Source organism: Methylocystis sp. Sn-Cys (genome assembly GCF_016745395.1).
GTDB classification, from domain to species: domain Bacteria; phylum Pseudomonadota; class Alphaproteobacteria; order Rhizobiales; family Beijerinckiaceae; genus Methylocystis; species Methylocystis iwaonis.
The window spans coordinates 167,605-192,242 of record NZ_JAERVJ010000002.1 but is presented as its reverse complement, the minus strand read 5'-3'; the positions used below and the strand labels follow the sequence as shown (position 1 = coordinate 192,242).

Annotated in this window: 23 protein-coding genes; 8 read left to right on the top strand and 15 right to left on the bottom strand. The window is 64.2% G+C overall.

Translation table 11 applies throughout. The features are described from left to right. Positions 1-26: 26 nt before the first annotated feature. Both JJT62_RS05685 and dusB read right to left on the bottom strand, forming a co-directional pair. A complete protein-coding gene (locus JJT62_RS05685) occupies positions 27-1,199 on the bottom strand; it encodes a nitrogen regulation protein NR(II) (protein ID WP_202071741.1) in 1,173 nt (390 codons plus the stop codon). Then, positions 1,196-2,239, bottom strand: coding sequence for a tRNA dihydrouridine synthase DusB (gene dusB, locus JJT62_RS05680; RefSeq protein ID WP_202071740.1), 1,044 nt, complete (start codon positions 2,237-2,239; stop codon positions 1,196-1,198). Before dusB ends, JJT62_RS05685 begins: the two co-directional genes overlap by 4 nt. A 101-nt stretch (positions 2,240-2,340) precedes the next feature. Here dusB and JJT62_RS05675 point away from each other — a divergent pair, with 101 nt between their 5' ends. The 4 genes from JJT62_RS05675 to JJT62_RS05660 all read left to right on the top strand — a co-directional run bounded on the left by JJT62_RS05675 (position 2,341) and on the right by JJT62_RS05660 (position 6,349). Beyond that, positions 2,341-3,585 carry a bifunctional 2-C-methyl-D-erythritol 4-phosphate cytidylyltransferase/2-C-methyl-D-erythritol 2,4-cyclodiphosphate synthase gene (locus JJT62_RS05675; protein WP_202071739.1) on the top strand — a complete coding sequence of 415 codons (1,245 nt, stop codon included), beginning with the start codon at positions 2,341-2,343 and terminating at the stop codon, positions 3,583-3,585. A 492-nt stretch (positions 3,586-4,077) separates the two neighbouring features. Then, on the top strand, positions 4,078-5,106 hold the full coding sequence (locus tag JJT62_RS05670) for an acyltransferase family protein (RefSeq protein WP_202071738.1): 1,029 nt from the start codon (positions 4,078-4,080) through the stop codon (positions 5,104-5,106). Positions 5,107-5,428: 322 nt separating this feature from the next. Further along, entirely contained in the window at positions 5,429-5,851 is a 423-nt protein-coding gene (gene arfB, locus JJT62_RS05665; protein WP_202071737.1) for an alternative ribosome rescue aminoacyl-tRNA hydrolase ArfB, read from the top strand. Between the two features lie 3 nt (positions 5,852-5,854). Beyond that, positions 5,855-6,349 carry a CinA family protein gene (locus JJT62_RS05660; RefSeq protein WP_202071736.1) on the top strand — a complete coding sequence of 165 codons (495 nt, stop codon included), beginning with the start codon at positions 5,855-5,857 and terminating at the stop codon, positions 6,347-6,349. Positions 6,350-6,352: 3 nt separating this feature from the next. Here JJT62_RS05660 and JJT62_RS05655 read toward each other — a convergent pair whose 3' ends face one another. Next, entirely contained in the window at positions 6,353-6,823 is a 471-nt protein-coding gene (locus JJT62_RS05655; protein WP_202071735.1) for a type II toxin-antitoxin system RatA family toxin, read from the bottom strand. Between the two features lie 110 nt (positions 6,824-6,933). Here JJT62_RS05655 and JJT62_RS05650 point away from each other — a divergent pair, with 110 nt between their 5' ends. Next, on the top strand, positions 6,934-7,428 hold the full coding sequence (locus tag JJT62_RS05650; RefSeq protein ID WP_202071734.1) for a hypothetical protein: 495 nt from the start codon (positions 6,934-6,936) through the stop codon (positions 7,426-7,428). A gap of 93 nt (positions 7,429-7,521) precedes the next feature. Here JJT62_RS05650 and JJT62_RS05645 read toward each other — a convergent pair whose 3' ends face one another. The 8 genes from JJT62_RS05645 to JJT62_RS19070 all read right to left on the bottom strand — a co-directional run bounded on the left by JJT62_RS05645 (position 7,522) and on the right by JJT62_RS19070 (position 17,657). Then, positions 7,522-8,604, bottom strand: a complete 1,083-nt coding sequence (locus tag JJT62_RS05645; protein ID WP_202071733.1) for an OpgC family protein — start codon at positions 8,602-8,604, stop codon at positions 7,522-7,524. Positions 8,605-8,729: 125 nt separating this feature from the next. Further along, on the bottom strand, positions 8,730-9,731 hold the full coding sequence (locus tag JJT62_RS05640) for a sodium:calcium antiporter (protein WP_202071732.1): 1,002 nt from the start codon (positions 9,729-9,731) through the stop codon (positions 8,730-8,732). Further along, positions 9,731-10,954, bottom strand: a complete 1,224-nt coding sequence (locus JJT62_RS05635; RefSeq protein ID WP_202071731.1) for a sodium:proton antiporter — start codon at positions 10,952-10,954, stop codon at positions 9,731-9,733. Before JJT62_RS05635 ends, JJT62_RS05640 begins: the two co-directional genes overlap by 1 nt. 415 nt (positions 10,955-11,369) lie before the next feature. After that, on the bottom strand, positions 11,370-12,344 hold the full coding sequence (lipA, locus tag JJT62_RS05630; protein ID WP_370568486.1) for a lipoyl synthase: 975 nt from the start codon (positions 12,342-12,344) through the stop codon (positions 11,370-11,372). Positions 12,345-12,366: 22 nt separating this feature from the next. Next, positions 12,367-12,723, bottom strand: coding sequence for a hypothetical protein (locus JJT62_RS05625; protein WP_202071730.1), 357 nt, complete (start codon positions 12,721-12,723; stop codon positions 12,367-12,369). A 372-nt stretch (positions 12,724-13,095) separates the two neighbouring features. After that, entirely contained in the window at positions 13,096-16,557 is a 3,462-nt protein-coding gene (dnaE, locus tag JJT62_RS05620) for a DNA polymerase III subunit alpha (RefSeq protein WP_202071729.1), read from the bottom strand. A gap of 216 nt (positions 16,558-16,773) precedes the next feature. After that, positions 16,774-17,115 carry a phasin family protein gene (locus JJT62_RS05615; RefSeq protein ID WP_202072023.1) on the bottom strand — a complete coding sequence of 114 codons (342 nt, stop codon included), beginning with the start codon at positions 17,113-17,115 and terminating at the stop codon, positions 16,774-16,776. Between the two features lie 287 nt (positions 17,116-17,402). Beyond that, positions 17,403-17,657: a hypothetical protein gene (locus JJT62_RS19070; protein ID WP_246744736.1), complete on the bottom strand. Its 255-nt coding sequence runs from the start codon at positions 17,655-17,657 to the stop codon at positions 17,403-17,405. Between JJT62_RS19070 and JJT62_RS05610 the strand changes: the two genes are divergently transcribed. Then, entirely contained in the window at positions 17,640-19,115 is a 1,476-nt protein-coding gene (locus tag JJT62_RS05610) for a serine hydrolase (RefSeq protein ID WP_246744735.1), read from the top strand. The two genes, JJT62_RS19070 and JJT62_RS05610, sit on opposite strands and share 18 nt — an antisense overlap. 63 nt (positions 19,116-19,178) lie before the next feature. Here JJT62_RS05610 and JJT62_RS05605 read toward each other — a convergent pair whose 3' ends face one another. After that, positions 19,179-19,886: a DnaJ domain-containing protein gene (locus JJT62_RS05605; RefSeq protein ID WP_202071727.1), complete on the bottom strand. Its 708-nt coding sequence runs from the start codon at positions 19,884-19,886 to the stop codon at positions 19,179-19,181. A gap of 3 nt (positions 19,887-19,889) precedes the next feature. After that, positions 19,890-20,585, bottom strand: a complete 696-nt coding sequence (locus JJT62_RS05600) for a VWA domain-containing protein (protein WP_202072022.1) — start codon at positions 20,583-20,585, stop codon at positions 19,890-19,892. A gap of 234 nt (positions 20,586-20,819) precedes the next feature. Here JJT62_RS05600 and JJT62_RS05595 point away from each other — a divergent pair, with 234 nt between their 5' ends. Next, positions 20,820-21,347, top strand: coding sequence for a DUF2478 domain-containing protein (locus JJT62_RS05595; protein WP_202071726.1), 528 nt, complete (start codon positions 20,820-20,822; stop codon positions 21,345-21,347). On the opposite strand, the gene JJT62_RS05590 is transcribed toward JJT62_RS05595, so the two are convergent. Both JJT62_RS05590 and JJT62_RS05585 read right to left on the bottom strand, forming a co-directional pair. Further along, a complete protein-coding gene (locus JJT62_RS05590) occupies positions 21,339-22,298 on the bottom strand; it encodes a DUF817 domain-containing protein (protein WP_202071725.1) in 960 nt (319 codons plus the stop codon). The two genes, JJT62_RS05595 and JJT62_RS05590, sit on opposite strands and share 9 nt — an antisense overlap. Next, the gene (locus JJT62_RS05585) at positions 22,279-23,331 is read right to left on the bottom strand and encodes an amino acid ABC transporter substrate-binding protein (protein ID WP_202071724.1); all 1,053 of its coding nucleotides are present in this window, start codon (positions 23,329-23,331) and stop codon (positions 22,279-22,281) included. The genes JJT62_RS05590 and JJT62_RS05585 overlap by 20 nt, the downstream gene beginning before the upstream one ends. Before the next feature lie 84 nt (positions 23,332-23,415). On the opposite strand from JJT62_RS05585, the gene metC reads away from it, so the two are divergent. Further along, the gene (gene metC, locus JJT62_RS05580) at positions 23,416-24,597 is read left to right on the top strand and encodes a cystathionine beta-lyase (RefSeq protein WP_202072021.1); all 1,182 of its coding nucleotides are present in this window, start codon (positions 23,416-23,418) and stop codon (positions 24,595-24,597) included. The last annotated feature ends 41 nt before the right edge of the window (positions 24,598-24,638 follow it).

Here is a 24,638-nt window from a genome sequence, read left to right as displayed (position 1 = left end):
GACCAGTCTCCCCCGCTGGCGAAGCGTCATGAACGGGCCGCCTCTCTCTTCTCCGTTTTGGCGCGATACATGGGCATCAGAATTCGGAAGGTCGTACGTCGGGGAAGGGATTCGCATTCAATAACGCCGCCGTGGTCGTTGACGATTTTGGCCACCAAAGCAAGACCCAGGCCAGTCCCGGAAGACTTCGTGGTGACAAAGGGGTCGAAGAGATGCGCGGCGATGTCGTCGGGCACGCCGGGACCATTGTCGCGCACACAGAATTCGAGCGGCAGGCCGACGGGGCTGCGGGCGCCCATGGCGCGCAGGCTGACCCCCGGCCGAAACGCCGTGGAAAGCTCGATTTCGCCATCGACGGCGTCGAGCCCGATCGCCTCGGCGGCGTTCTTCACCAGATTGAGAAAGGCCTGCACGAGCTGGTCGCGATTGGCGTAAACCGGCGGCAGCGATGGATCGTAATTCTCGACAAATCTGATGCGCCGGGCGAAGCCGCTTTGCGCCACCTGCTTCACGTGATCGAGCACCGAGTGAATATTGACGCGCTCGCGCTTCAATGGCCGCGCGTCGGAGAAAACCTCCATGCGATCGACCAGCCGCACAATGCGGTCGGTCTCCTCGCAGATCAGCCGAGTCAGCGCCCGATCCTGGTCCGAGAGGCCGCTCTCCAGCAATTGTGCGGCGCCGCGAATTCCGGACAAAGGATTTTTGATTTCATGGGCCAGCATCGACGCGAGCCCGGAAACTGAGCGCACGGCGCCGCGATGGCTGAGCTGCCTGTCTATTTTATCGGCAATTGTTCGTTCTTGCAGCACAACCAGAACCAGCCCGTCCTGCTCCGGAAGCGGCGCGCAATGGACATCCACGCGGCGGTCGCCCTCCTGCCCTGGCCGGCCCAGATCGACCTTATATTCGTTGATCGCCGCGCCGCGGTCCTGAACATGCTGGACGAGGGTGATGAGCGGCGAGCCGAAGGGCAGCAGCCGCTCGAGTTTCTGGCCGATGAGCAAAGGCTTGCCCAGCTCGAAGAAGCTTTCGGCCGCGGCGTTGGCGTCCTCGATCACCCCCTCGCGCGAGACGGTGAGAATGACGCTCGGCAGCGCCTCGAGCACGCAGCTACGGCCGCGCTCGTCGATGATCTTGAGCGGGGTAAACTCGCCGCGCCGGGGGTCGTCGCGTCTGGGGCGATCCGAAAGGCTCATGCGGCGACCTCTTGTCCCTCTGTAAAAATGGCGTCGATCAGCCTGAAGGCCTCCGACGCGCAAGCGGTGGTGACGAGCGCGTGGCGCAGCGCCGCGACCTCGACGCAAGCGGCGCCGAAAGCCTCGTCTACATAAGCGGCGAGATGTTTGCGCGCGTGGCGCAGGCCCGCCTCCGCGCCCATTTGCGTGAGAAGCCCATCGAGATGCTCGCGCGCGAGCGCGCTGCGCTCGGCAAGCGACGGCTCGGCGCGACGCCGCCCGGCGCCAAGATAATGCGCAATATCGCCAACGAGCCAGGGTCGCCCCTGCGCGGCGCGGCCGACCATCACCGCATCGGCGCCAGACAATCTCAGCATTTCCGCGGCGTCGTCGACCGAGCCGCAATCGCCATTGGCGATAACCGGGATCGAAACGGTTTGCTTGACCGGGGCGATTGCCGCCCAATCCGCGCGGCCTTTGTAGAATTGCTGGCGCGTGCGTCCATGGACGGTGATCAGCGCGGCGCCTTCCTGCTCGGCGCGGCGCGCGAGCTCGGGCGCATTGCGCGAAGCGTCGTCCCAGCCGAGCCGCATCTTCACGCTCAGCGGAACGCTTATGGCCGCGCGCGCAGCCGCAATGAGGGCCGAGGCCTGGTCGAGGTCGCGCATAAGCGCCGCGCCGGCGAGACCGCCGGTCACCCGTTTGCAGGGGCAGCCCATATTGACGTCGACCCAATCGGCGCCCGCTTCTTCAGCATGGCGCGCGGCGACGGCGATTTCCTGCGAGTCGCGCGCCGCGATCTGGATCACGCGCGGCGCCATATTTGTATTGCTGGAAGACGCGAGCCGCAGCGCGGTCTCGCGGTCGCCCCGGGCGACGCCCGCCGCCGTGATCATCTCGCTCACGGTCGCGCTGGCGCCATAGCGTTCGGCAATGCGGCGCATGGCCGGATCGGTGACGCCTGCCATGGGCGCTAGAAAAGCGCGCCCGGAAAGGCGGACGGGGCCGATTCGCAGCGCCTCGCGCTCGGGTTCAAAGCCCGATTTTTCAGCAGCAGTCATCTTGCCTATACCATAAGCAGCTAGCTTCGCAGTTGCAACATAGCATTTCGCCGCATTCTCGCACATTTGACGCGATGCATGAAAAGCGACACAGGAGCGGCATGGTTGATGGAACGGAAATCTCTATCCTCGTCGTCGCCGGGGGACGCGGTTCGCGCGCCGGCGAAGGCTTGCCCAAGCAGTATCGCCGGCTCGCTGGCAAGACCGTGCTCGCGCGCACGCTGGAGGCGATGGGCGCCAACGCGCCGGGCGCGCGCCTGAAGGTTGTCATCCACCCGGACGACCGCGCGCTTTATGCGCAAAGCGTCGCCGAATTGAGCGACGCGGCGCGCGCCGCCGTCTCGGAGCCTGCGCTTGGCGGCGCCACACGGCAGGAGAGCGTGCGCAACGGGCTCGAAGCCGTCGCCAGAGAAAGCGCGCCGCAGATTGTGCTGATCCACGACGCCGCCCGGCCCTTCGCCGATCCGGCGCTCATCGCCCGCGCCATCGCGGCGGCGCGGGCCCATGGCGCCGCCGTCCCGGGCGTGCCGCTCAACGACACGGTGAAGGAGATCGACGCGGCGGGCTTCGTCGTCGCCACGCCCGACCGGGCGAGACTGCGCGCCGTGCAGACGCCGCAGTCTTTTCGCTTCCCGCTTATTCTCGCGGCGCATCGCGCGGCGGCGGCGGCCGAGCGCGACTACACGGACGACGCGATGATCGCGGAAGCCGCCGGCCACGCCGTGCACGTCTTTCCGGGCGATCTCGCCAATTTCAAGCTCACGACGCCAGAGGATTTTGCACGCGCCATGGATCAGATCAAAGCTCTGTCCGCCGCTTCCGGGTCAGATAATTTAACAGACGTTAGAACGGCTAGCGTTTTAACGGACGTTAGAACAGGACAGGGCTATGACGTCCATGCCTTCGCCAAGGGCGACCAGGTTTGGCTCGGCGGCGTGTCGATCCCCCACAGCCATTCCCTCGCCGGCCATTCCGACGCCGACGTGCTGATGCACGCGATTACCGACGCGGTTCTGGGCGCCATCGCCGAGGGGGACATCGGCGCACATTTTCCGCCCTCCGATCCCCAGTGGAAAGGCGCGGCCTCGACAATCTTCCTCGAACATGCCTGCAAGCTCGTCCGCGCGCGCGGCGGCATGATCGCCCATATCGACGCGACGGTGGTCTGCGAGGCGCCCAAGGTCGGACCGCATCGCGACGCCATCCGAGCGAGTCTTGCCGAGATCATGGGCCTCGACATCGGCCGGGTGGCGATCAAAGCAACGACGAGCGAAAAACTCGGCTTTACCGGACGCCGCGAGGGGATCGCGGCGCTGGCGATCGCGACGGTGCGGCTGCCGGAGTGACGGGACATTGCGTCGGCGCCTTCGCGCTGCCCGGCGCAACTGTCGTAATTCTCCGGCCGACGAAACCAGTCATACCGTTTCCGTTTGAATAGCGCGCACGGGGGCGTGTCATTCCCGGCGGGCTGAAAGCCCGACCGGGAATCCAAAGCCACAAGAGCGCTTGTTTTGCGCCCAGAGCCCGTCATTGCGAGCGAAGCGAAGCAATCCAGGGCAGCGATGCGGCGCTGGATTGCTTCGTCGGCTCCGCCTCCTCGCAATGACGGCGGTAATTCCGATCGCTCATTTTGCGAGCATTGGGAACGATAGCGAACCAATCAAATGCACCTCGTATCAGAGTGACGGACGCTTGCCCGGCCATCTCAACGCGCCGGCGTCCGGGTGATATTCACCATCTTTTCGAGAAAATGCGGACATTTCAGCGCGGCGCGCGCATGAATGTTTCGGGCCACTTTGAAGAAAAACCGCGCATCTTTTGATGGGGGGCATTTTTTCATGCGCGCAAGCGCCAAAGTTGCTCACTCCGCCTTGCCCGCCATGCGCGTCGATTGGGTCGATTACGCCAGGGGCTGGTGCATCATTCTCGTCGTGATGATGCATTCGACACTGGGCGTCGAGGAGGCGCTCGGCCAGCAGAGCTGGCTTCATGGCTTTATCGACTGGGCGCGGCCCTTCCGCATACCGGATTTCTTTCTGGTCGCGGGCCTCTTTCTCGCGCGCACGATCGAGAAGCCCTGGCCCGACTTTCTCGATCGCAAGGTGCTGCACTTCGCCTATTTCTTCGTCCTGTGGACGCTGATCCAGGGCGCGCCAAAGCTGCTGCTCGCGGGCGGCGATCCCTTGTCGATCTTGGGCGATCTTGCTTTCGCAATGGTCTTCTTCGTGACCACCAAGCTCCTGCGCCCCGCCCCGCCCTGCGCTGTGCTGACCGCCGCCAGCGCGCTTCAGATGGCGAATGTCGCCACGAATTCGACCGTGATTGACGAATTCGCGGCACGCTACGTCTACTTTTATGCAGGCTATCATTTTGCGCCGCGAATTTTCGCTTTCGCCGAAGCTGCGCGCGCGAATCTGCGACGGACAATTCCAGCCCTCATCCTTTGGGGCGTGACAAACGAACTTGCCGTGCGGTGCGGCTATTCGGGCCTCCCCGCAGTCTCGCTTCTTCTCGGCTTCGCCGGCGCGGCGGCGGTCGTCGCCTTCTCCGCGTTGCTGGCGGAGGCCCATGTGCTGCACTCATTGGCTTGGCTGGGCGCGCGCTCGATGGTCGTCTATCTCGCCTTCTTCCTGCCGATGGCGGCGACGCGCATCGCGCTTTTAAAGACGGGCCTCATTGTGGATGGGGGCGTGATCGCGCTGATTGTCACAGCCATCGCAGTACATGTTTCCATATTTGTTAGAACAGCAACCCTGGCCACTCCGTTCGAATTTCTGTTCGAATGTCCCACTTTTTTCAGAACGGCCGCCGCACGCCTGCCGGCTCACACCGGCCAGCAAGCCTTGTCGGCGGCGCGTCGGCAGTAGGTGCGTTCACCCGCATGCTTGTGAGCCGCATGCGTGCGTCCCTCTGTCGCCAGGGCTCCGAATTCGGGTTAACGAGCAGACGTGTTGCGGCGTCATGGCCGCGCTTGTCGCGGCCATGACGCCGCGCCAACGCGGGAAGCTGAGAGCATGAGCCGGAATAACGCCGCTTCTTCTCCCCGCACGTCGCAATGTCTCGGCGTGGATGCCCGCGACAAGCGCGGGCATGACGCGGCTGCCCTCCGTCGCCACGCGCCTTGACAATCGCCGAACGCGGTCGCGTTAAGAGAGGCCGGAACAAGCCCGGCGTGTCGAGACGGCCCCGATGATCCGCGTCACCCCTTCTATCTTTCTGGACGACTCCGAGATTTCGCTGGAGTTCCTCCGGGCGTCCGGCCCTGGCGGGCAAAATGTCCAGAAGGTCGAGAGCGCCGTGCGGCTTCGCTTCGACATTTGGCGGTCGCCGAACCTTCCGGAAGGCGTAAAACAGCGGCTGGCGCGGCTCGCCGGCTCCAGGCTCACCAAAGAGGGCGAAATCATCATCGAGGCGCAACGCCATCGCACGCAGGAGCGCAACCGCGCCGATGCGCTGGAGCGGCTGATCGACCTCATTCGCGAGGCCGCCGCGCCGCCTCCGCCGCCAAGGCGCAAGACCAAGCCGACGCTCGGCTCGAAGATGCGGCGGCTCGAAGGCAAGAAGCTGCGCGGCGACGTAAAGGCGATGCGGGCGAAACCAGCGCAGGATTGAGCGATGGCAGAAAATACATCTAACGTAAAAGCTATTACGCTTATCGTAAAAGCTAAAGAGCGCGGATTTCGCGTCGCAACGGCGGAATCCTGCACGGGCGGGCTGGTCTCGGCGGCGCTGACCGACGTCCCCGGCGCGTCAGACGTCTTCGACCGCGGTTTTGTCACTTATTCCAACGCCGCCAAGATCGACATGCTCGGCGTCTCCGACGCCATTCTCGCGGCGCATGGCGCCGTCAGCGCCGAGACCGCGCAGGCCATGGCAAGGGGCGCGCTCGAGCACTCGCTCGCCGACGTCGCCGTCGCCATTACCGGCGTCGCAGGGCCCGGCGGCGGCACGCCCCAAAAGCCGGTCGGCCTCGTGCATTTCGCCTGCGCCAGGCGCGGCGGCGAGGTCGTGGCCTTGGAGCGGCGCTTCGGCCCCCTCCCCCGACGCGACATCCGTCTGGCGGCGGTCGATCAGGCGCTCGATCTCATGATTTCGGCGCTCGGCGATTAGCGCCTATTTGCGCCGGTAAACCGCATCCGCCCGGCTCACGAAAGCGTCGGCATATTTCTGGAAAGCCTTGTCGAACATCGCGCCCATCAGAAGCCCGAGCGCCATGCTCTTGAACTCATAGGCGATGAAAAATTCCACGGTGGAGCGCGGGCGCCCGTCGGGCCCGGGCGCCTCGTCGCGGAAAGACCAGCGATTGTCGAGCTTGCGGAACGGGCCGTCGATATAGGTGACCCTCACCTCCAGCTTGTTGGAATCGCAGGTCACCCGGCTCGTGTAGCGCTCGCAGACAGCCTTGAAGCCAACCTGCATTTCAGCGACGAGCTCGACGACCCCGGGCGCGATCTCTGCACGCTTACGCACCTTCAGCCCCTCGCAGAGCGGCACGAACTGCGGATAGGAGTCGACGTCGCAGACGAGCGCGAACATATCGGCGGCGCTGTGCGACACATGGCGGCGGGTGCGAAAGCTTTTCATGAGGCTGGGCTTTTAAGCCATTTCCGCGCGCGATGGAACGCCGCGACCAAGCGCCTCTCGCACGGTCGACGGAAAGGGTCTAGCTTATTCCCTGTCACAGGGGGGAATCCATGGCGAACAAATCCAGCTTCACGGCCGAGCAGTGGGACAGGATCATTCAGGCGCCTCTCCTGGCCGGTTTCGCCATCAGCGCCGCCGACCCGAACGGCTTCATCGGCGCGCTGAAGGAAGGCATGGCCAGCGCCGAGGCCCTCTCCGCCGCAAAGACGGACGGCGGCGCGGATGAATTGATCCAATCCGTGGTGGACGATCTTTTCACCCCGGAAGGCCGCACTTCCGCCCGCGAGGGCGTCAGGAAGATCATCCAGGGCGCCGCGCTCGACGACATCAAGATCCGCGCCCTGGAGGAGCTGCGCAGCACGGCCAAAATCCTCGACGCCACGGCGCCGTTGGAGGCGCGGCCGTTCAAGAACTGGCTCAGCCATATTGCGCGACTTGTCGCCGAAGCCAGCGCCGAGGGCGGATTTCTCGGTTTCGGGGGCGAGCAAGTCAGCGCCAGCGAGCGCGCGACGCTGGCCGAGATCGCTTCGGCGCTCGGCGCCTAGAGCGCGTTCTTTTCGCGAAACGAATGCGCCTTAGCTTTTTAAATCTACGCGCTTTCTCATCGCTCGCATGATTCCATGCGAGCGGAAAGCGCGCTAGGCCACGGCGAACTGCGCCGCCTTTCGACGATCGATAAGCGCCGCAACGGCGTGAAGCCCCTTCAGGCTCACGGCGACGAAGACCACGTCGAACAAAGGAGACGCGGTATATGTCTCCCGGATGATTTGCCCGACCGCGCTGAGCACGCTACCCAGGCAGTACACAGGCAAAGCATGCCGCCCCATGAGGGATGTCGCAGGATAAAGGGAGACGGACCGGAGCCTTTGGGTGAAGCCCGAACAATAGATCACATAGGCAAGGGCCATGAAATCGAGGATGCGGACGGTCCCCAACTGGGTCTTGTCCCAATCGAGATACTCCCCCGCCGCATCGACCAGGCCCGGAACGAAGCCGAAGCAGTTGGATACGATGAGAGCCGCCCCCAGCGTGAAGCTGTGCGCCAGTCTATAAGTCACCGGCTCCGCCGTGAATCTGCGCCGAATTCCCCCGAAACCGCAGAACATGCCGAGCGCGAACATCAATTGCCATGCGAAGGGGTTGAAATACCAAAAGCCCTCGTCCGGCCACGAGGGCGCGTTGATCCCGCTCCAGCGCGCGAATGCGTAGGAAGCGGCGGACACGGCGAGCATCTTCCAACGATTTTGCAGCCCCAAGACAAACAATGCCGGGGCTGCGAACAATAAAACAACGTAGAGGGGAAGGATGTTGAAATAGCCGATCTGATGGGTGAGCGTGAGAATCCCGAGCACGCCCCGCAGCGGGTCGGCGAATGGCGTCCCGCGTCCGTGCTCCGCGAGAAGCGAATCCTGGCCGGTGATCGCGCTCGCGAGCCCAAAAAGCGCCAGGGCGGCAATCGTCAGAACCAGATGAACCCCATAGAGGCGCAAAGCGCGTTTGACGAGGGACGCGGCCCCGAAGAGCGCGGCGGACTGGAAGCGGTTTCCGTAAGCCAGCGAGACGGAGACCCCGGAAAGAAAAACGAAGGCCTCGGCAGAGTCCGAAAAGCCGAAATTTCGGGGTGTGATATTTCCCAGGATGTTGCCGGGAATGTGGTTGATGAAGATGGTGACGAGCGCAATGCCGCGCCAAAAATCTATCTCGTCGATACGCTCTCGCATTGCGATTGCCGGTTTTCCTGTGGGACGTCCTGCCGCCAGAAAATCATAATTATCCCGATTCGACAGGGCAATGCGCCCTAGCGCTTTCTCGTCGCAAAAGCCTGTCCACTTTTGCGGAATGCGCTCTAATGTCCGTAGAGGTAAATCACATAGGAACTGAGAAAATAGCAGGCGGAGAGCGCAAGGCTGGTCCAGCCGATCAGCCCGAAAAAGCGGGTGGATGGCCGATAAAGCAGGGCGACGATGACAATGCCGGACATAATGACGGCCGCAAAAGCGGTCACGGCGTGCGTCGGCGACGCGGCGGCGAAGAGAGCGCCGGAGCGGTAAGCAACATCGTCGACCGCCAGGACCAACATATTGAATAGGTTGCTGCCGAGAAGATTGGCGATGCCCATATCCAGCGCGCCAATCCGCAGGGCGGCCAGCGTGACGATCAACTCGGGGGCGGATGTCGCAGCCGCGATGAACAATGTGCCGACAAAGGTCGCCTGCCAGCCCATCGCCTCGGAAATTTCCGTGCCGGCAAACGGCAACCAGACACCAGCTCCCGCCACAATCACGGCGGCGGCGAGATAGCCCAGGACGGCGCGGGCGAGCCCGATGCGCGGCCCGGCGTCCTGCGAGTCCAAGGCGAGAGGGCGGCGCGCCTCATAATCGAAAAGGGCGCGCATCGCCACAAGGTAGAGGACGATCAGGACGGGCGTGAAAATCCCGACGTGAGAGAACGCGGGCGCGAAACCGCTCGATCCGACCAGAACTGAGGCTCCGGCAAAGCCGATCAGGATGACCCCGAAGCCCGCCGTGAGCACGTGGCCCTGATCCATTCGGGTGAAAACCGAACTTTCGCGGCTCATGACGTCGAGCAACACCAGGATCACCAAATTGAAAATGCAGCTTCCTAAGGCGTCGCCAACTGCAATATTCGGCGCTGCGGCGGCTGTGACGGCGCTCACGCCCGTGAAAAGCTCGGGAAGAGAGGTCGCTGTCGCCAGGAGCAACAAGCCGATCCATCCCCGCGACAAGCCCGTCTTTTGGGCGATGACGTCTCCATATCGGCTGAGTGAGGGCCCGGCGACGGCAATCAGGGAGACGCAAACGACGAACTTGCCCCAGACTTCCATCATCAGTGAGGGCCCCCGTTTGCTTCGTCCAGAAACCCGAGCCGCCGTAGCAGCAAGGGCATCGTGAGCCCCTGGATCACGATGGAAAAGCCAACCACGGCGAATGTGGCCACCATGATCTCGTCGCGCATCGGCAGGGTTGGCGGCAGCGAAAGCGCGAGGGCGAGCCCCAGTGCGCCCCGCAGACCGCCCCACCAAAGAACATGCTGCTCGGGGAACGTCACCGCCCAGCGGGAGCGCAGGAACGCCGAGCTGATCGGGTAAACAGTCAAGGCGCGGCCGATCAGCCCAATGAGAATGGCCCCGGCAATGAGTTTAGGGCCATAGGACTCGAAAGGCGCGCCGGCGACGTCGATCCCGATCAGCAGAAACACGACCGAATTGGCGACAAAGGCCGCATATTCCCAAAAGGAGACGACAAACTCCCGGCCTTTCCGGGTGAGATAGCTCTTATCCTCGGCGCTCAGAAGCCCGAGGTTCCCCATCATCAGCCCCGCTGTCACGGTCGCGAGCACGCCGGAGACGTGCAGATGCTCGGCGAGCAGAAAGGAACTGAAAGCGGCAATCGTCGTCAGCGCGGCTTCGACAAGATGCTCGGATGCTCTTCCGGCCAGAAGGATGGCGGCGGCGCCGCACGCCGCCCCGACGCCGATCCCCCCAAGGACGATGCGCGCGAGCGTGCCGAGCGTCTCCAGGCCGAGCTGCTCGCCGCCGCCCGCCAGCGCCCATCCGAGCGTCACGGCAAAAAGGACCGCCGCCGCCCCGTCATTCATGAGGCTTTCCGCTTCGACGAGCAGCCGCATCCGCCCATGAATTTTATTGTCCTTGAACATGGCGATGATCGCCACGGGGTCGGTTGCGGCGATCAGGGAGCCATAGACGAGCGCCGACGCGAGTGGCCACCCGAGCAGCCATGTCATTCCGATGGCCACGGCGGCGGCGGCGGCAGCCGTTCCCAATGTCGAAAGCGCCAGGATCGGCGGGCCGTCGCGCCGCAGTTCACGCCACGGAATGCTGAGGGCCGCCTCGAAGAGAAGCGGCGGCAAAATCAGGTCGTAGATCAAGTCGTGGGTGAGATGCGGCCCAAAATCTGTGTGTGAGAGCGTCAGCGCCGCCCCGACGACGACCAAACCGACAGTATAGGGCAGCTTGATTTGGCGCGCCCCGATCGCGACGATCATCGCCACGGCCAACAACAGGACGACCTGTCCTATGCTCTCGTCCATCTCAACTCTTCTCTCACATGAATTACGTTGCTGGGAATAACGCGAAAGGCGGGGAGCTTGCGCGGCGGATCGTTGTGTGCGCAGCTCGATCATAGGCACACCGTCTCCCGAGAAATGTCCAGCGTTTTCGGACATTCGTGGAGCGCTCCAACCACTCGAGATGGGCTTGATCGGTTCGCGGTCATTCCACGCTCGTAAAACGAGCGATCGGACCGCCGTCATTGCGAGGAGGCGGAGCCGACGAAGCAATGACGGCTCTGAGCAAAACCAGCGCTCTTGTGGCTCTGGATTCCCCGTCGCGCTTTCAGCCCGCCTGGAATGACACGTCCCCATGCGTTCTATTCAAACGGAAACGGTAACTTCAGAAAGTGAAGGCGGCTGGGCGCGGCGGGACTGCAGATTTGGCCGCGGAATGCTAACGCGAAGACGCCTTGCGCAGCCTTTCGAAATCCTCCCCCGCATGATGGGACGAGCGGGTCAGCGGCGAGGCGGCGACATAGGCGAAGCCCTTGGCGAGCGCGATCGCTTTATAGGCGTCGAACTCCTCCGGGGTAACGAAGCGATCGATGGGATGATGCTTGCGGGTCGGCTGGAGATATTGGCCAAGCGTCAAAAAGTCGACATTGGCGCTTCGCATGTCGTCCATGACCTGCATCACCTCGTTGCGGGTTTCGCCGAGGCCCAGCATCAGGCCGGATTTGGTGAACAGCTTCGGGTCGAGCTCCTTGACGCGCTGGAGCAGACGCAGGGAATGGAAGTAGCGGGCGCCCGGCCGCACCGTGACATAGAGCGAGGGCACGGTCTCGAGATTATGGTTGAAGACATCCGGGCGAGCCGCCACGACCCGCTCGAGCGCCGCCTCCTTGCGCAGAAAATCGGGCGTCAAAACCTCGATCGTCGTCCCCGGACAGACCTGGCGGATCGCTTCTATGGTGCGGGCGAAGTGCTCGGCGCCGCCGTCGGGAAGATCGTCACGGTCGACCGAGGTGACGACGACATGGGAGAGCCCCAGGGCTTTGGTCGCCTCCGCCACCCTGCCCGGCTCGCTCGGGTCGAGCGGCGCGGGCAAGCCGGTCGCGACATTGCAGAAGGCGCAGGCGCGGGTGCAGACCTCGCCCATGATCATGAAAGTGGCGTGCTTTTTCTCCCAGCACTCGCCGATATTGGGACAGGCCGCCTCCTGGCAGACGGTCGCGAGGCCGGAGCCTTTCAATAGCGCGTTGGTCTCGCCCCAGGCGGCGGACCCAGGCGCCTTCACCCGTATCCATGGCGGCTTCCTGAGGACCGGCTGATCCGGCCGCGCGGCTTTTTCTGGATGGCGCAGAGCCGCCGGCTCCCGCGCCTCGCTGTTGGGCCGAGGGTCGTCGTTGAGCAAATCGATGGTGGGCACAGGGCGCCTCCTGCGCCCTTATCTACGCATGGGACTGGTGAATAGCAATGTCGTCGCCAGCCTCAACCGGATGGAGCCGGCGCCAGGCATAGGCGAGCCACAACGCCCCGATGGCGGCGGCCGCCAGCTCGTCGGCGCTGCCATGTTCAGCCTGCCTGAACAGGTGGGCGAATTCCGCCCCCATCCATGCCCCACAGACGCCAATCATGGAGAGCGAGCTGGACCAGCCCGCTCGTCCCCGGGGCCGCGCGAGCAGCCAGCCGACCATGGCGCCGATCGCCAGGAAAGAGACAAATTGAACGCAAGGGAAAAGGGCGGAAGCGCTGAACGCTTCGTCGAACGTCGCCGACATAGCCAACCCCGAATGGCCCGCCGCCAAGCCCTGTGGCCTGGCGCTCCTGCGGCCAAGAGACCAACGTCGAAAGGGCGTGAATGTTCCAGTTGAAAAGAAAAATTTTGGCTAGGAAAAAGTTCGCAAATTTATGGAGAGGCCGTTTTCGCGAGGGCGCGGCCAAAACATTTGCGCTCTTGTTTGACATTAGTCTCGTCATTGCGAGGAGCGAAGCGACGAAGCAATCCAGGGCAGCCACGGCGGCCCTGGATTGCTTCGCTTCGCTCGCAATGACGGGCGGTCGTCTCCACCTCCCGACGCACATCAAGAGACTTACATTTCAACTTCAAGATCATTCATTATGATATTTCAAAACAATATGTTGCATGCTCATCTTACACTAAAACATGAACTAATCCTCTACAGATACTCGACCTCCAGAACCCCAGGAATCTCCCGCAGCGCGCTCGCTACGTCGGCATTGACGGGGTAAGAGCCCGGCAGGCGAATTTCGACCTCTTCGGGCGCAACGTCGCGTTTGACGAGCAGCGACACCTCGCCTTCGCCCCTGCCGGAGAGCCTGCCTTTAATCCTATCGAGCGGACTTTGGTCGCTGACGACGATCCGCAAACCCTTCTGCGCGCGGGCCGCGGCGGCGGCGAGAGGCGTGACCGAGACAATTCTGGCGCGCACATCGTCGCCGTCGACGCTCGCCGTGAGCTGCACCAAGACGGCGGCGCCCTTCTCCAGCGCATCGCGATATTGGTTGAGCGCCTCCTGGAAAAGAATGGCCTCATACTGGCCAGTCGGGTCCGACAATTGGACGATGCCCATCTTCGAGCCGGACTTGGTGCGCCGCTCGGCGCGGTCCAAAACCACTGCCGCGAGGCGGTCGGCTTCGGCGCCGCGCTTCACCGCCGCCGAGAATTTCGCCCAGTTTGTTACCCTCAATTTGGGTAGGAGGCCGGCATAGGCGTCGAGCGGGTGGCCGGAGAGGAAAAAGCCGGCCGCCTCATACTCCCGCCGCAGCGTCTCGCCCGCCGGCCAGGGCTGGACCTTGGGCAGGACGAGGTCGTCCGCCTCGGCCTCGCCGAAGAGCGCATTCTGGCCGGCCTTGCGATCCTCGGCGTGGCGGTTGGCGGTGGCGAGCACGCTTTCGATGGCCGCAAAAGCGCGCGCGCGGTTCGGCTCCAGCTCGTCGAAAGTCCCGCAGGCGGCGAGATTCTCGAGCACCTTTTTGTTGACCTCGCGCGGATTGAGCCGCCGGGCGACGTCGGAAAGGCTCTTGAAGGGCCGCTCGCCCCGCGAGCGCACGATCGACTCCGCCTGCCCCTCACCCACCCCTTTGATCGCGGAGAGCGCATAGCGGATCACCTGCTTGCCGTCGGGAGCGGTCGCGACGTCGAAATCAACGCCCGAGCGCTTGATCGAGGGCGGCTCCACGGCAATGCCGAGGCGTCGCGCCTCGTCGCGAAATTCGGCCAGCTTGTCGGTCTGGCTTTTATCGAAGGTCATGGAGGCGGCGAGGAACTCGGCCGGATAATGCGCCTTGAACCAGGCTGTCTGATAGGCGATCAGCGCATAGGCGGCGGCGTGCGACTTGTTGAACCCATAGTCGGCGAATTTCGCGAGGAGGTCGAAGATCATATTGGCGAGCTCCGGCGCCAGCTCCCGCTCGACGGCGCCTTTCACGAAGCGCTCGCGCTGGGCGTCCATCTCGGCCTTGATCTTCTTGCCCATGGCGCGGCGCAGCATGTCGGCTTCGCCCAGCGTATAGCCGGAGAGCGCCTGGGCGATCTGCATCACCTGTTCCTGATAGATGATGACCCCGAAGGTCTCCTTCAGGATCGGCTCGATCTTCGGGTGGTAGTAATTCGCCTCCTCGTCGCCGAGCTTCACGGCGCAATAGGTCGGGATATTGGCCATCGGGCCCGGCCGGTAGAGCGCGACGAGGGCGATGATGTCCTCGAAACGGTCGGCGTGCATCTCGACCAGGGCCTTGCGCATGCCCGCGCTTTCGAGCTGGAACACGCCCACGGTCTCGCCGCGGCCGAGCATGGCGTAGGTGTCCTTGTCGTCGAGCGGCACTTTGGCGAGGTCGAAATCCGGGTCGCGGCGGCGCGCCAGCCGGCTCGCCATGGCGAGCACGGTCAGCGTCTTGAGGCCGAGGAAGTCGAATTTGATGAGACCGGCGGGCTCCACCCATTTCATATTGAACTGGGTCGCTGGCATGTCGGACTTCGGGTCGCGATAGAGCGGCGCGACCTCATGCAGCGGCCGGTCGCCGATCACGACGCCGGCGGCGTGGGTCGAGGCGTTGGAATAGAGCCCTTCGAGCGCGCTGGCGATCTTGAAGAGCCGCGCCACGCGCTCGTCCTCGTCGACCGCCTCGCGCAGCTTCTGCTCCCCGGCGAGCGCCTCGGCGAGGCTCACGGGCTTGGCCGGGTTCTGCGGCACGAGCTTGGCAAGCTTGTCGACCTGCCCCAACGGCATTTCCAGCACGCGGCCGACGCTGCGCAGAACGCCGCGCGCCAGGAACGAACCGAAGGTGATGATCTGCGCCACCCGGTCCGCGCCGTAGCGGTCGCGGACATAGTCGATCACCTCGCCTCGGCGAGTCTGGCAGAAGTCGATGTCGAAGTCCGGCATCGAGACGCGTTCGGGGTTCAGGAAGCGCTCGAAGAAGAGACCGAAGCGCAGCGGATCGAGATCGGTGATGGTCAGCGCATAGGCGACCAGCGAGCCCGCGCCCGAGCCGCGCCCCGGCCCGACCGGAATACCCTGCGACTTGGCGTATTTGATGAAGTCGGAGACGATCAGAAAGTAGCCGGGAAAGCCCATCTTCTCGATCGTGCCGAGCTCGAAGTCGAGGCGGCTGACATATTCCTCCCGCTCATGGCCCGGCGCCGGCCCGTGGGCCGCGAGGCGCGCCTCCAGCCCTTCGATCGCCTGGCGGCGCAGCTCCTCGGCTTCGACCTCGGTGAGCGGCCGGTCGTCGGGCGCGTCGCGCAGGAAGCGCGGCATGATCGGCTTGCGGGTTTTGGGCCTGTAGGCCGTTCGGCGCGCGATCTCGATCGTGTTGGCGGTCGCCTCCGGCAGGTCGGCGAACAGCGCCAGCATTTCCGAGCGCGTCTTGAAGTAATGCTCGGGGGTGACGCGGCGCCGCTCGGCGACGCTCGTCACCGTGCCTTCTGCGATGCAGAGCAGCGCGTCATGGGCCTCGAAATCGCCGCGCGATGCAAAGTAAGGCTCATTGGTGGCGACCAGCGGCACGCCCCGGCGATAGGCGAGGTCGAGAAGCTGAGGTTCGACCTCTGTTTCCGATTGAAGCTTGTGCCGCTGGATTTCGAGATAAAGCCTGTCCTGGAAAAGCTCCTGCAGCGTGTCGAGCCGCGTGCGCGCAAACTCCGGCCGGCCGGCAGCGAACATGCGGTCGAGCGGTCCGTCCGGCCCGCCGGTCAGGGCGATCAGCTCGGCGGCATCCTCGGCGAGGGCCGCAAGCGAGACATGCGGCTCATCCCCCTCCTCCGTGTCGAGATAGGCGCGCGAGGCGACGCGCATGAGATTGAGATAGCCGGCTTCGGTCTTGGCGAGGAGCACGATATTGGCCAGCGCCTCGTTCCGCCCCAAGGGGCCGCTCGTCTTGGCGTCGGCGAAATCGACGCGCAGTTGCACGCCGGCAATCGGCTGAATCCCCGCTTTGGCCGCTTTTTCGGAAAATTCCAGGGCAGCGAAGAGGTTGTTGGTGTCGGTGACGGCGAGCGCCGGCTGCTCGTCGCGCACGGCGAAGTCGATCAGCTTGCCGATCGTGAGCGCGCCTTCGCGCAGCGAAAAGGCGGTGTGGAGATGGAGGTGGACGAAGCCGGCGGAAGTGGCGCTCATGGCCGGAGTCTAGCGCTTGCGAAGACGCCCTGAAACCAATGTTTGCGACCGTCCACAGTGGTCTGGACCGCGCGCCTTCAGGCGCGCTTCCTAAAATGCGCGCCTGAAGGCGCGCGGTCCAGCTTCCCCCCAAACGACCAACGCCCGGCCGGGGAAGCTCCCCGCCGGGCGTCTGATACTCCGCCCCGGACGAAAGGGGGCCGCGAAACGGCGTTTTTACTCGGCCGCCGTCGTGAAATTCTTCGTGGCCGTTTCGATCGGCTTGAAGGCTTCCTTGGCGATAGCGGTGTACAACTCGCCGAGCTTGGTCGCCTCGGCGACAAAATCCTCATAGGCGCTCTTGGCGTAGTCCGACTGCAGCGCGAAGGCTTCGTCGATCTTCTTCACCGTCACGAGCTTTTCGGCGAGCAAACGGCTCTTCTCGAAAGACTTTTTGGAATAGTCCGTCGTCTCGGCGGCGATGTTCTGCCAGCCCTTCGTGACGGCCGCCGCGGCGGCGGAGACGGCTTCGAAGTGCTCTTTTCCGAGCTGCTGTACGCTTTCGAAATTGGCCACCATTGGCTTCGTCCTCATAATGTGGCGCGACCAGCCAGCCGCCGCCCCCTGGCGGCGCGACCCACGCGCCCTGCTGACAGCATAGATATATGCGTTGCACAAATACGCGTCAATTAAAATGTTGCATTGCAAAATTGCCATAGAAAATCCTGTTTTCGCTTAACTCCCGAGTAACCGCGTTCTCTTACCCTTGATAACTGTAGCGTTTATGCGACGCCAATCCACGGTTGTCGCCTCGCGCAAGCGCCAGTTCCGTAAGAGGCGTAGGGCAAATGTCGAAAACCAGTCAGCTAGAACGTCTGGCGCAACCCCGTTCCCTGGCAGCTATTTTCGCGGTCGTCATGGCGTTTGTCGCCATCACGGCGATCCCGGCGGAAGCGCGCAGGCATGGCCATCGCCATCACGCCTTCCATAGCCGGCACGTTTTCCATCATGCCTTCGCGCATCACAGAGGCGCCCGTCATGCACGTCATGCGCGCAGTCATCGCTTCTACGCCGCGACGGCGAGCGAAGGCGGCAGCGGCGAGATGGTCGGCGAGCATCATGGCTTCGCCGCCATCGTCGTGGACGGCAACAGCGGGAGAACCATTTACGCCCGCAACGAGCACGAGCTGCGTCACCCGGCCTCCGTCACCAAGGTGATGACGCTCTATCTCCTGTTCGAGCAGCTCGAGAAGGGCCAGCTCCGGCTCGACTCGCCGCTCATGATTTCGGGCCATGCGGCGGCCCAGGCGCCCTCGAAGCTCGGCCTGCAGCCGGGAGAAACGATCAGCGTCGAAAACGCCATCAAGGCGGTGGTCACCAAATCCGCCAATGACATCGCTTGCGCCATCGCCGAGAATATCGGCGGCGATGAAACCAGATTTGCGCAGATGATGACGCGTAAGGCCCATGCGCTCGGCATGCGCAACACGCATTACGAGAATGCCTCCGGATTGCCGAACGCGCGCCAGATCACCACGGCCTATGACCTTGCGATCCTCGGCCGCGCGATACAGGACCGCTTCCCGCGCTATTACCGGTATTTCTCGACGCACAGCTTCGCCTACAACGGCGCCCTGCACCGCAACCACAATCATCTCCTCGACCGGGTCGAGGGAATGGACGGCATCAAGACCGGCTATACGCGCGCGTCCGGCTTCAATCTGCTGACCTCGGTCCGTCGGCACAGCCACCATATCGTCGCTGTCGTGATGGGCGGAACAACCGCCGGCGCACGCGATCGCATCATGGCGCAGCTCATCGAGCAATATATCGGCGGCGGCGCTTCCACGCGCACGGCCGCGGCCATAACGGAAGACAACGCCGCCGAAGAGGTTGCGCCCGCCCCGACCGCCATCGCCGCGATCGAGCGTGCGCCTGCCGTCTCAGAGCCGGTCGCCGAGCGTCAGCCGGAACGGAGCTCCTACGCCGCGGAAGAGCCGGCGATCGACTCCGAAACGGCCGTGGGCTCCATCCCGCGACATGCAACGGCTCCCGTCCTGAAAGAGAAGGTCGAGCGCGCGCCGCAGGCCGACGCCGCCGCGCAAGTGCGCCCGGCCTTTGTCTCTGGCGTGCAGAAGCGCGTCGCCGAGGAGCCCGCCGTCACGGAGAAGAAGGGACGCGGAAAGACGGCCGAGAAGAAGAGCGCCTCCTCCCCCATCGCCGACGGCTCGACCTCCGGCCGGCCGACCAAAGGCATCACCGTCGCCACGACAACGCCCGCCGCCATTCGCTCGACCACCAATGTGGCGAAGGCCGAGGCCGCGCGGCCGACGAAGCCCGGCTGGATGATCCAGATCGGCGCCGCCGAGGATCCGGCCAAGGCCAATGAGCTGCTCTCGCGCGCCCGCAGCCAGCTTCAGGGCTTCCCCGCCACCGCCAGATCCTTCACGGAGAAGGTGCAAAAGGGCAACGAAACCCTCTATCGCGCCCGCTTCGCCGGCCTCGAGGAAGATAGCGCCCAATCCGCCTGCAAGGCGCTGAAACGCGCCGGCTTCGCCTGCTTCACCACCAAGAACTAAAAAAGAAGAGACGCCCCCGCCATGTCCGCCACCTGGGACCGCCTCGAGGGCTCCCGTCGCGCCTCAGTGATGGCGCCGCATCAGGACATCCTTAGCTTCATTCACGCGGGCGGCCAGATCCGTCGTCCCGCCAAGATCTGGATGAAGCTTTTTCATCAGATCGCGATGAGCCCGCGCAATATCAGCGGCGGCCGCGCCCTTTTTCAGGCCGAGGATTTCGTAGGCTTCATCCTCCGTAATCGTGCCCGCGCGGCGCGCGCGCGTCTCGCCGCCCCCAGAGTCGCGGTTCGGATCGCTTGCCGCACGCCATCCGGCAAAGCGGCGGTCCAGATACGCTTCAAGTAGCCGCGCCCCGTCGGGATCGTCGCGCAGGCACATATTGTAGAGGTCGAGAAGCGCCGGCCGGGTCAGGGCGTCGAGGCGCTTCCCCTCGTTCCTGCCGGCGAGGATCATGCCCCGAATGGCGCCGGTCGCATGGTCGAGCTCCATCTCGATCATCGCCGAGCGCACGCGGGAGACTCCGGCGCCCCCGGCGCCGGCGTTGCGCAATCCGGCGCGTTCCGAGCGCCCCATGATCCACAGGCCGGCCGCGCCGAGCGCGAGACCGAAGTCGATCCGCCCGCGCGCCAGCAGCAGGCCGCCGAGCGCCATCAGCAGAAATCCGCCCCCGCGCCTGATCATGCGCGCCAGAATGGCCGGCGACGCCCTGGTATAGGCCTTGAGCGCGAAGAGCATGAGCGCGAGCGCGAAAAATCCCATCAAGACCGGCATGGCTTATCGTGACCCCATCTGCGACAGCAGCAGACGCGCAGCTCCCTCGCCCTCGCCCGCGCGTTTTTCCAATTCCGGCAATCCGCCAACGGCATAAGCAGCGGCGGCGCCAAGCAGTTCCGCGAGACGGCGCGGCGCCGAAAGATCGAAGGCGGCGTATGCGCCGCCGGAGAGGCGCGCAATCTCCTGGAAAGCAGTCCGCGTTTTCGCGTCCTGGCCCTCCTGGAACATGAAAGTCTTGAGCCCGAGAAGCCCCATCTGACCAGCGGCAGCCGCCAGATGGTCGATCTTCTCCTCCATCGCGTCGCCGATATAGACGAGCGCGCCCACGCGCTCGGATCGCGTCTCATCGAGCGCGTGGCTCAACACGCGGCCGATTTGCGTGTGGCCGGCCTGACAGGAAATCCGCGACATCAGCGCGCCGAGCCCCTCGCCTTGCGAGACGAAGCCGGAGGCGCGGCATTCGCGGAAACCCCGGAAATAGACAAGCTGGACGTCGAGACCGCCCTGCGCGGCGGTCGTGCGGAACATCTCGCCCTGTATGGATTGCGCCAAATCCCATGTCGGCTGGCGGCTCATTGTGGCGTCCAGGGCGAAAATCAGCCGCCCCCGCGCGCGCCGCTCGGCGACGCCGCGCGCCTTTTCGAGAAAGGCGTCGACATCGCCATTACGTGCGGGGCGCGGCGCCGGCGCCTTCATCTGATCGTCGCCCACTTTTGTTCACGTCGCTTGTTCGTAACGATATATAAAATCGTGCCAGCGGCCTACAAAGCAAGTGGCCCGAGCGAGAGTTGGAAGCTACGCCGGATGGCGCGGAACGCAAGCGCGAGAGGGGCAATATGCAAGCGCATCATCGGACCGCGAGCCTTCAGGCTCGCTTTCGAGGGGCGAGCCTGAAGGCTCGCGGTCCAGGACATCCGCGCGGAGGGCGTTATGGAGCGTGAAACGCCCGCCACTCCCATCGCCGCTTTGCCGGCTGAGGACAGCGAGAATGTTCAGGCGCTCATGCGCCGCTTTGCGCTCGAGCTTGCAGAAAGCGGCGTGCGGGTCGCGGGCGTCACGCAGATGCGCGGCGCCGACTCGGCAGGCCGCTCGCGGATTTTCCTGCGCGATGTCGCCTCGGAGGCGGAATTTGTGATCTCGCAGGACCTTGGGCCGGGCTCCGTCGCCTGCAACCTCGACACGAGCGGGCTCGCCATGGCCTGCGCCTCCGTCGAGCATGCGGCGCGCGCGGGCGCTGGTCTCATTGTCGTCAGCAAATTCTCCAAGCAGGAAGCCGAACGCGGCGGTCTTTGCGACGCGTTCCGAGCCGCCATGGCTGCGCAGGTTCCCGTGATTGCGGCTGTGTCGCCGCATTTTCGCGAGGAATGGCGCCGCTTCGCGGGGCCGCTCGCGGAGGATGTTTCGCCGACGCGCGAGGCGCTGCTCGAATGGTGGTCGCGCGCGCGGGTTTCAGCCTGAGGCGCGCGAGCGGAAGGTCAGCCTGTCGGCATGGCGCGCCCGCGATTCCTCGATGGGCGCATCATCCGGCTCTTTGGGCCGGCATGCGATCGCCACCAGCGCATAGCTGACGATCTGGAGCAAAAACCACGATCCGAGCTTGCCGAGGCCGACCGGCTTCCAGACCGCAAGTTGATCCGGATAAAGCCAGACATGGCTGTAAGTCGCGATATTTTCCGCGAGCCATATGAAGCAAGCCGCAAGGAAGGCCGCAAGCAGCAGCGGCATCGTCCGCCAGCCATGGTGGATGCGGTAATAGATGGTCGTCGGCCAGAAAATCGCGGCGCTCGCGGCGAACAGAAGGAGGCGCATGTCGGCGACATAGTGATGCGTGAAGAAGTTAAGGTAGATCGCCAGGGCGAGCGCGCCGACCTGCCATAGCGGCGGATGTTTGTGGAAGCGAAAATCGAAGAGCGCCCAGGCGCGCATCATATAGCTGCCGACACAGGCGTACATGAAGCCGGTAAAGAGCGGCACGCCGCCAATGCGAAAGAAGGCGGCTTCCGGATAGACCCATGAGCCATGCGCCGTCTTGAAGATCTCCATCGCCGTGCCGACGAGATGAAAGAGAAAGATCACGCCGGCTTCCTCGAGCGATTCGAAACGCAGAAGGATCAGCGCCGCTTGTACGCCAAGCGCGGCGAGGAACAGAAAATCATAGCGCGCAAGGGCCGCATGGGCGGGATAGAAGAAGCGCGTCGCCAATACGAGAGCGACCATCAGGCCGCCGAAGAGGCAGGCCCACGCTTGTTTGATTCCAAAGCGGACGAACTCATAGACAAAACGTCGCGTCGGCTTTTGCGAGGCCCATCGCCCCAGGCGCGCCTCTCCTTCGACAAAGCGCGCGAGCGGCGGCCAAAGCTCCGCCGCGCTTTTTTCCCTCAACCCACGTTCACCTGACTGCCGGCGCATAAAGTAGCCCGCCCTTATTCCACAAAGCGTTCAAGCGACGCTCCATATTGAGCGGCGAGGACTGCCCGAGATTGCGCTCGAACACATCGGCGTAATTGCCAACATGCTTGATGATTCGATAAGGCCAGTCGCCCGGCAGCGCGAGACCGACGCCGCGGTCGCCTTCGACGCCAAGGAGGTGGCGGATGCGCGGCTCCTCGGACTTCAGAGCGGCGTCGACATTCGCGTTGGAAATCCGCTGCTCCTCCGCGTCGATCATCAGGAAGAGCGTCCATCGCACGATGGAAAGCCATTGGTCGTCGCCCTGCCGCACCACGGGGCCGCGCGGCGCCTTGGTGAGGAGATCGGGCAGGACGTCGTGCTCCACTGGCGCCGCCAGCTTCGTTCGCGCCCCATAGAGCGTCGCGGCGTCCGCCGTCAGCGCGTCGCACTCGCTCTTGTCATAGCCCGCGGCAGCCTCCTCGAATGTGGCGAAGAGCTTGGGTTGATAGGACGTTTTGCGTTTGTGGAAAAAATCCGCGAGCTCCAATTCATAGGACGTGCCCTGCTGCACGCAGACGGCGACCTCGGCGAGATCCTGCGCCGAGGCGAAACTGCGTTGTCGGCGCACGAGAAAAGACTGGCCGTCATAAAGCGAGACGCCCGCGTAAATCACCCGCTGGCCGCCGTCGCGGGTTTGCGTCCAAGGCGCGGCGCTGGCCAGCAGATCGACCCAGCCGGCTTGCAGCGACGGAACGCGCTCCTTCGCGCTGAGGCCGAGGAAACGGACTTTCGTGGGATCGTCGAAAATGGCGGCGGCGACGGCGCGGCAAAAGTCGACGTCGAAGCCGCGCCACTCGCCGTTCTCGCCCGAGGGCTGCGCAAACCCCGGCGACTCGACGACGCCGCAGGCGAGATAGCCGCGTTTGACGACGCCCGCGAGCGTCGGTCCGGCCTCAGTCTGCGCCCAAGCGCCCTGCCCCGACAGAATGGGCAAAAAGCCGGCAAGCACGATCGCTGTGGCGACGGCGAAAAACAAGCGTCGTGCGATCATGTAAGAGGCTCGGATTTGGACGGTCGCTATATTACGTTCGACCCAGGCAGGCGCAAGCGGGCGCTCGGCGAGCCAGGGACCATGATGAAGAGCGATAAACACGAAAAGCGGCAAAAAAAGCGTATTGCCACGGTTGTGACGCAAGCCGGTAGAGAACCCTTCGAGCATTTCGGCTTCGTCAATCCGCCGATCTATCGCGGCTCCACCGTGCTTTTTCCGACTGTCGCGGAGCTGGGCGCCCCGAGCCAGCCCTACACCTATGGCACGAAGGGCACGCCGACGACGCGCGCTTTGGAAAAGGCCTGGAGCGAGATCGCCGGCGCCGAGGACACGGTTCTGGTCCCCTCGGGGCTCGCCGCGATCGCTCTGGCGCTGCTCACCGCCACCAAGGCCGGCGCGCATCTTCTGGTGACCGATTCCGCCTATGCGCCGACGCGCTTCTTTTGCGACGGCTTCCTGGCGCGATTCGGCGTGACGACGGAATATTATGATCCTGCAATCGGCGCGGACATAGCGGCGCTGATCCGGCCCGAGACGACGGCGATCCTGCTGGAATCGCCGGGCTCGCAGAGCATGGACATCCAGGATGTCCCCGCCATCGCCGCCGCGGCGCATGAAAAGGGCGTCTGCGTCATCGTCGATAATACTTGGGCGACGCCGCTTTACTTTCCGCCGCACGAGCGCGGCTGCGATCTCGCGATCGAAGCAGGCACCAAATATCTCTCCGGTCACTCCGACCTGCTGCTCGGCCTCGTCTCGGCCAATGCAAAATGGGCCAAGCGGCTACGCCACACTTTCAATCTCTTCGCGGTCGGCTCCGGGCCCGACGACGCCGCGCTGGCGCTGCGCGGCCTGCGCACCATGGCGCTGCGTCTACGCGAACAGGAGCGCGCCGCGCTCGACATGGCCAATTGGCTGGCGGCGCGGCCGGAGGTCTCGCGGGTGCTGCATCCCGCCTTGCCCGACCATCCCGGCCACGACATCTGGAAAAGGGATTTTTCCGGCTCCTCGGGCGTCTTCTCGATCATATTGAAGCCCGCGTCCGAGGCGGCCGTCGCAGCCTTCGTCGACGGGCTGGAGCTTTTCGGGATCGGCTACTCCTGGGGCGGCTTTGAGAGCCTCGTGCTGCCCTTCGACTGCGCGTCGTACCGCACGGCGACCAAATGGCAGGCGGAAGGGCCCGCGCTGCGCTTTTCGATCGGGCTCGAGGATGTCGCCGATCTCAAGGAGGATCTGGAAGCGGGGTTTGCGCGGTTGACTTCCTAGCCCGTCATTGCGAGCGAAGCGAAGCAATCCAGGGCCGCGAT

Bases quoted from the DNA above. Each gene is read 5' to 3' on its own strand.
- JJT62_RS05685 (WP_202071741.1), bottom strand. From the start codon at position 1,199: ATGAGCCTTTCGGATCGCCCCAGACGCGACGACCCCCGGCGCGGCGAG.
- dusB (WP_202071740.1), bottom strand. From the start codon at position 2,239: ATGACTGCTGCTGAAAAATCGGGCTTTGAACCCGAGCGCGAGGCGCTG.
- JJT62_RS05675 (WP_202071739.1), top strand. From the start codon at position 2,341: ATGGTTGATGGAACGGAAATCTCTATCCTCGTCGTCGCCGGGGGACGC.
- JJT62_RS05670 (WP_202071738.1), top strand. From the start codon at position 4,078: ATGCGCGCAAGCGCCAAAGTTGCTCACTCCGCCTTGCCCGCCATGCGC.
- arfB (WP_202071737.1), top strand. From the start codon at position 5,429: ATGATCCGCGTCACCCCTTCTATCTTTCTGGACGACTCCGAGATTTCG.
- JJT62_RS05660 (WP_202071736.1), top strand. From the start codon at position 5,855: ATGGCAGAAAATACATCTAACGTAAAAGCTATTACGCTTATCGTAAAA.
- JJT62_RS05655 (WP_202071735.1), bottom strand. From the start codon at position 6,823: ATGAAAAGCTTTCGCACCCGCCGCCATGTGTCGCACAGCGCCGCCGAT.
- JJT62_RS05650 (WP_202071734.1), top strand. From the start codon at position 6,934: ATGGCGAACAAATCCAGCTTCACGGCCGAGCAGTGGGACAGGATCATT.
- JJT62_RS05645 (WP_202071733.1), bottom strand. From the start codon at position 8,604: ATGCGAGAGCGTATCGACGAGATAGATTTTTGGCGCGGCATTGCGCTC.
- JJT62_RS05640 (WP_202071732.1), bottom strand. From the start codon at position 9,731: ATGATGGAAGTCTGGGGCAAGTTCGTCGTTTGCGTCTCCCTGATTGCC.
- JJT62_RS05635 (WP_202071731.1), bottom strand. From the start codon at position 10,954: ATGGACGAGAGCATAGGACAGGTCGTCCTGTTGTTGGCCGTGGCGATG.
- dnaE (WP_202071729.1), bottom strand. From the start codon at position 16,557: ATGAGCGCCACTTCCGCCGGCTTCGTCCACCTCCATCTCCACACCGCC.
- JJT62_RS05615 (WP_202072023.1), bottom strand. From the start codon at position 17,115: ATGGTGGCCAATTTCGAAAGCGTACAGCAGCTCGGAAAAGAGCACTTC.
- JJT62_RS05610 (WP_246744735.1), top strand. From the start codon at position 17,640: ATGGTCGGCGAGCATCATGGCTTCGCCGCCATCGTCGTGGACGGCAAC.
- JJT62_RS19070 (WP_246744736.1), bottom strand. From the start codon at position 17,657: ATGATGCTCGCCGACCATCTCGCCGCTGCCGCCTTCGCTCGCCGTCGC.
- JJT62_RS05605 (WP_202071727.1), bottom strand. From the start codon at position 19,886: ATGCCGGTCTTGATGGGATTTTTCGCGCTCGCGCTCATGCTCTTCGCG.
- JJT62_RS05600 (WP_202072022.1), bottom strand. From the start codon at position 20,585: ATGAAGGCGCCGGCGCCGCGCCCCGCACGTAATGGCGATGTCGACGCC.
- JJT62_RS05595 (WP_202071726.1), top strand. From the start codon at position 20,820: ATGGAGCGTGAAACGCCCGCCACTCCCATCGCCGCTTTGCCGGCTGAG.
- JJT62_RS05590 (WP_202071725.1), bottom strand. From the start codon at position 22,298: ATGCGCCGGCAGTCAGGTGAACGTGGGTTGAGGGAAAAAAGCGCGGCG.
- JJT62_RS05585 (WP_202071724.1), bottom strand. From the start codon at position 23,331: ATGATCGCACGACGCTTGTTTTTCGCCGTCGCCACAGCGATCGTGCTT.
- metC (WP_202072021.1), top strand. From the start codon at position 23,416: ATGAAGAGCGATAAACACGAAAAGCGGCAAAAAAAGCGTATTGCCACG.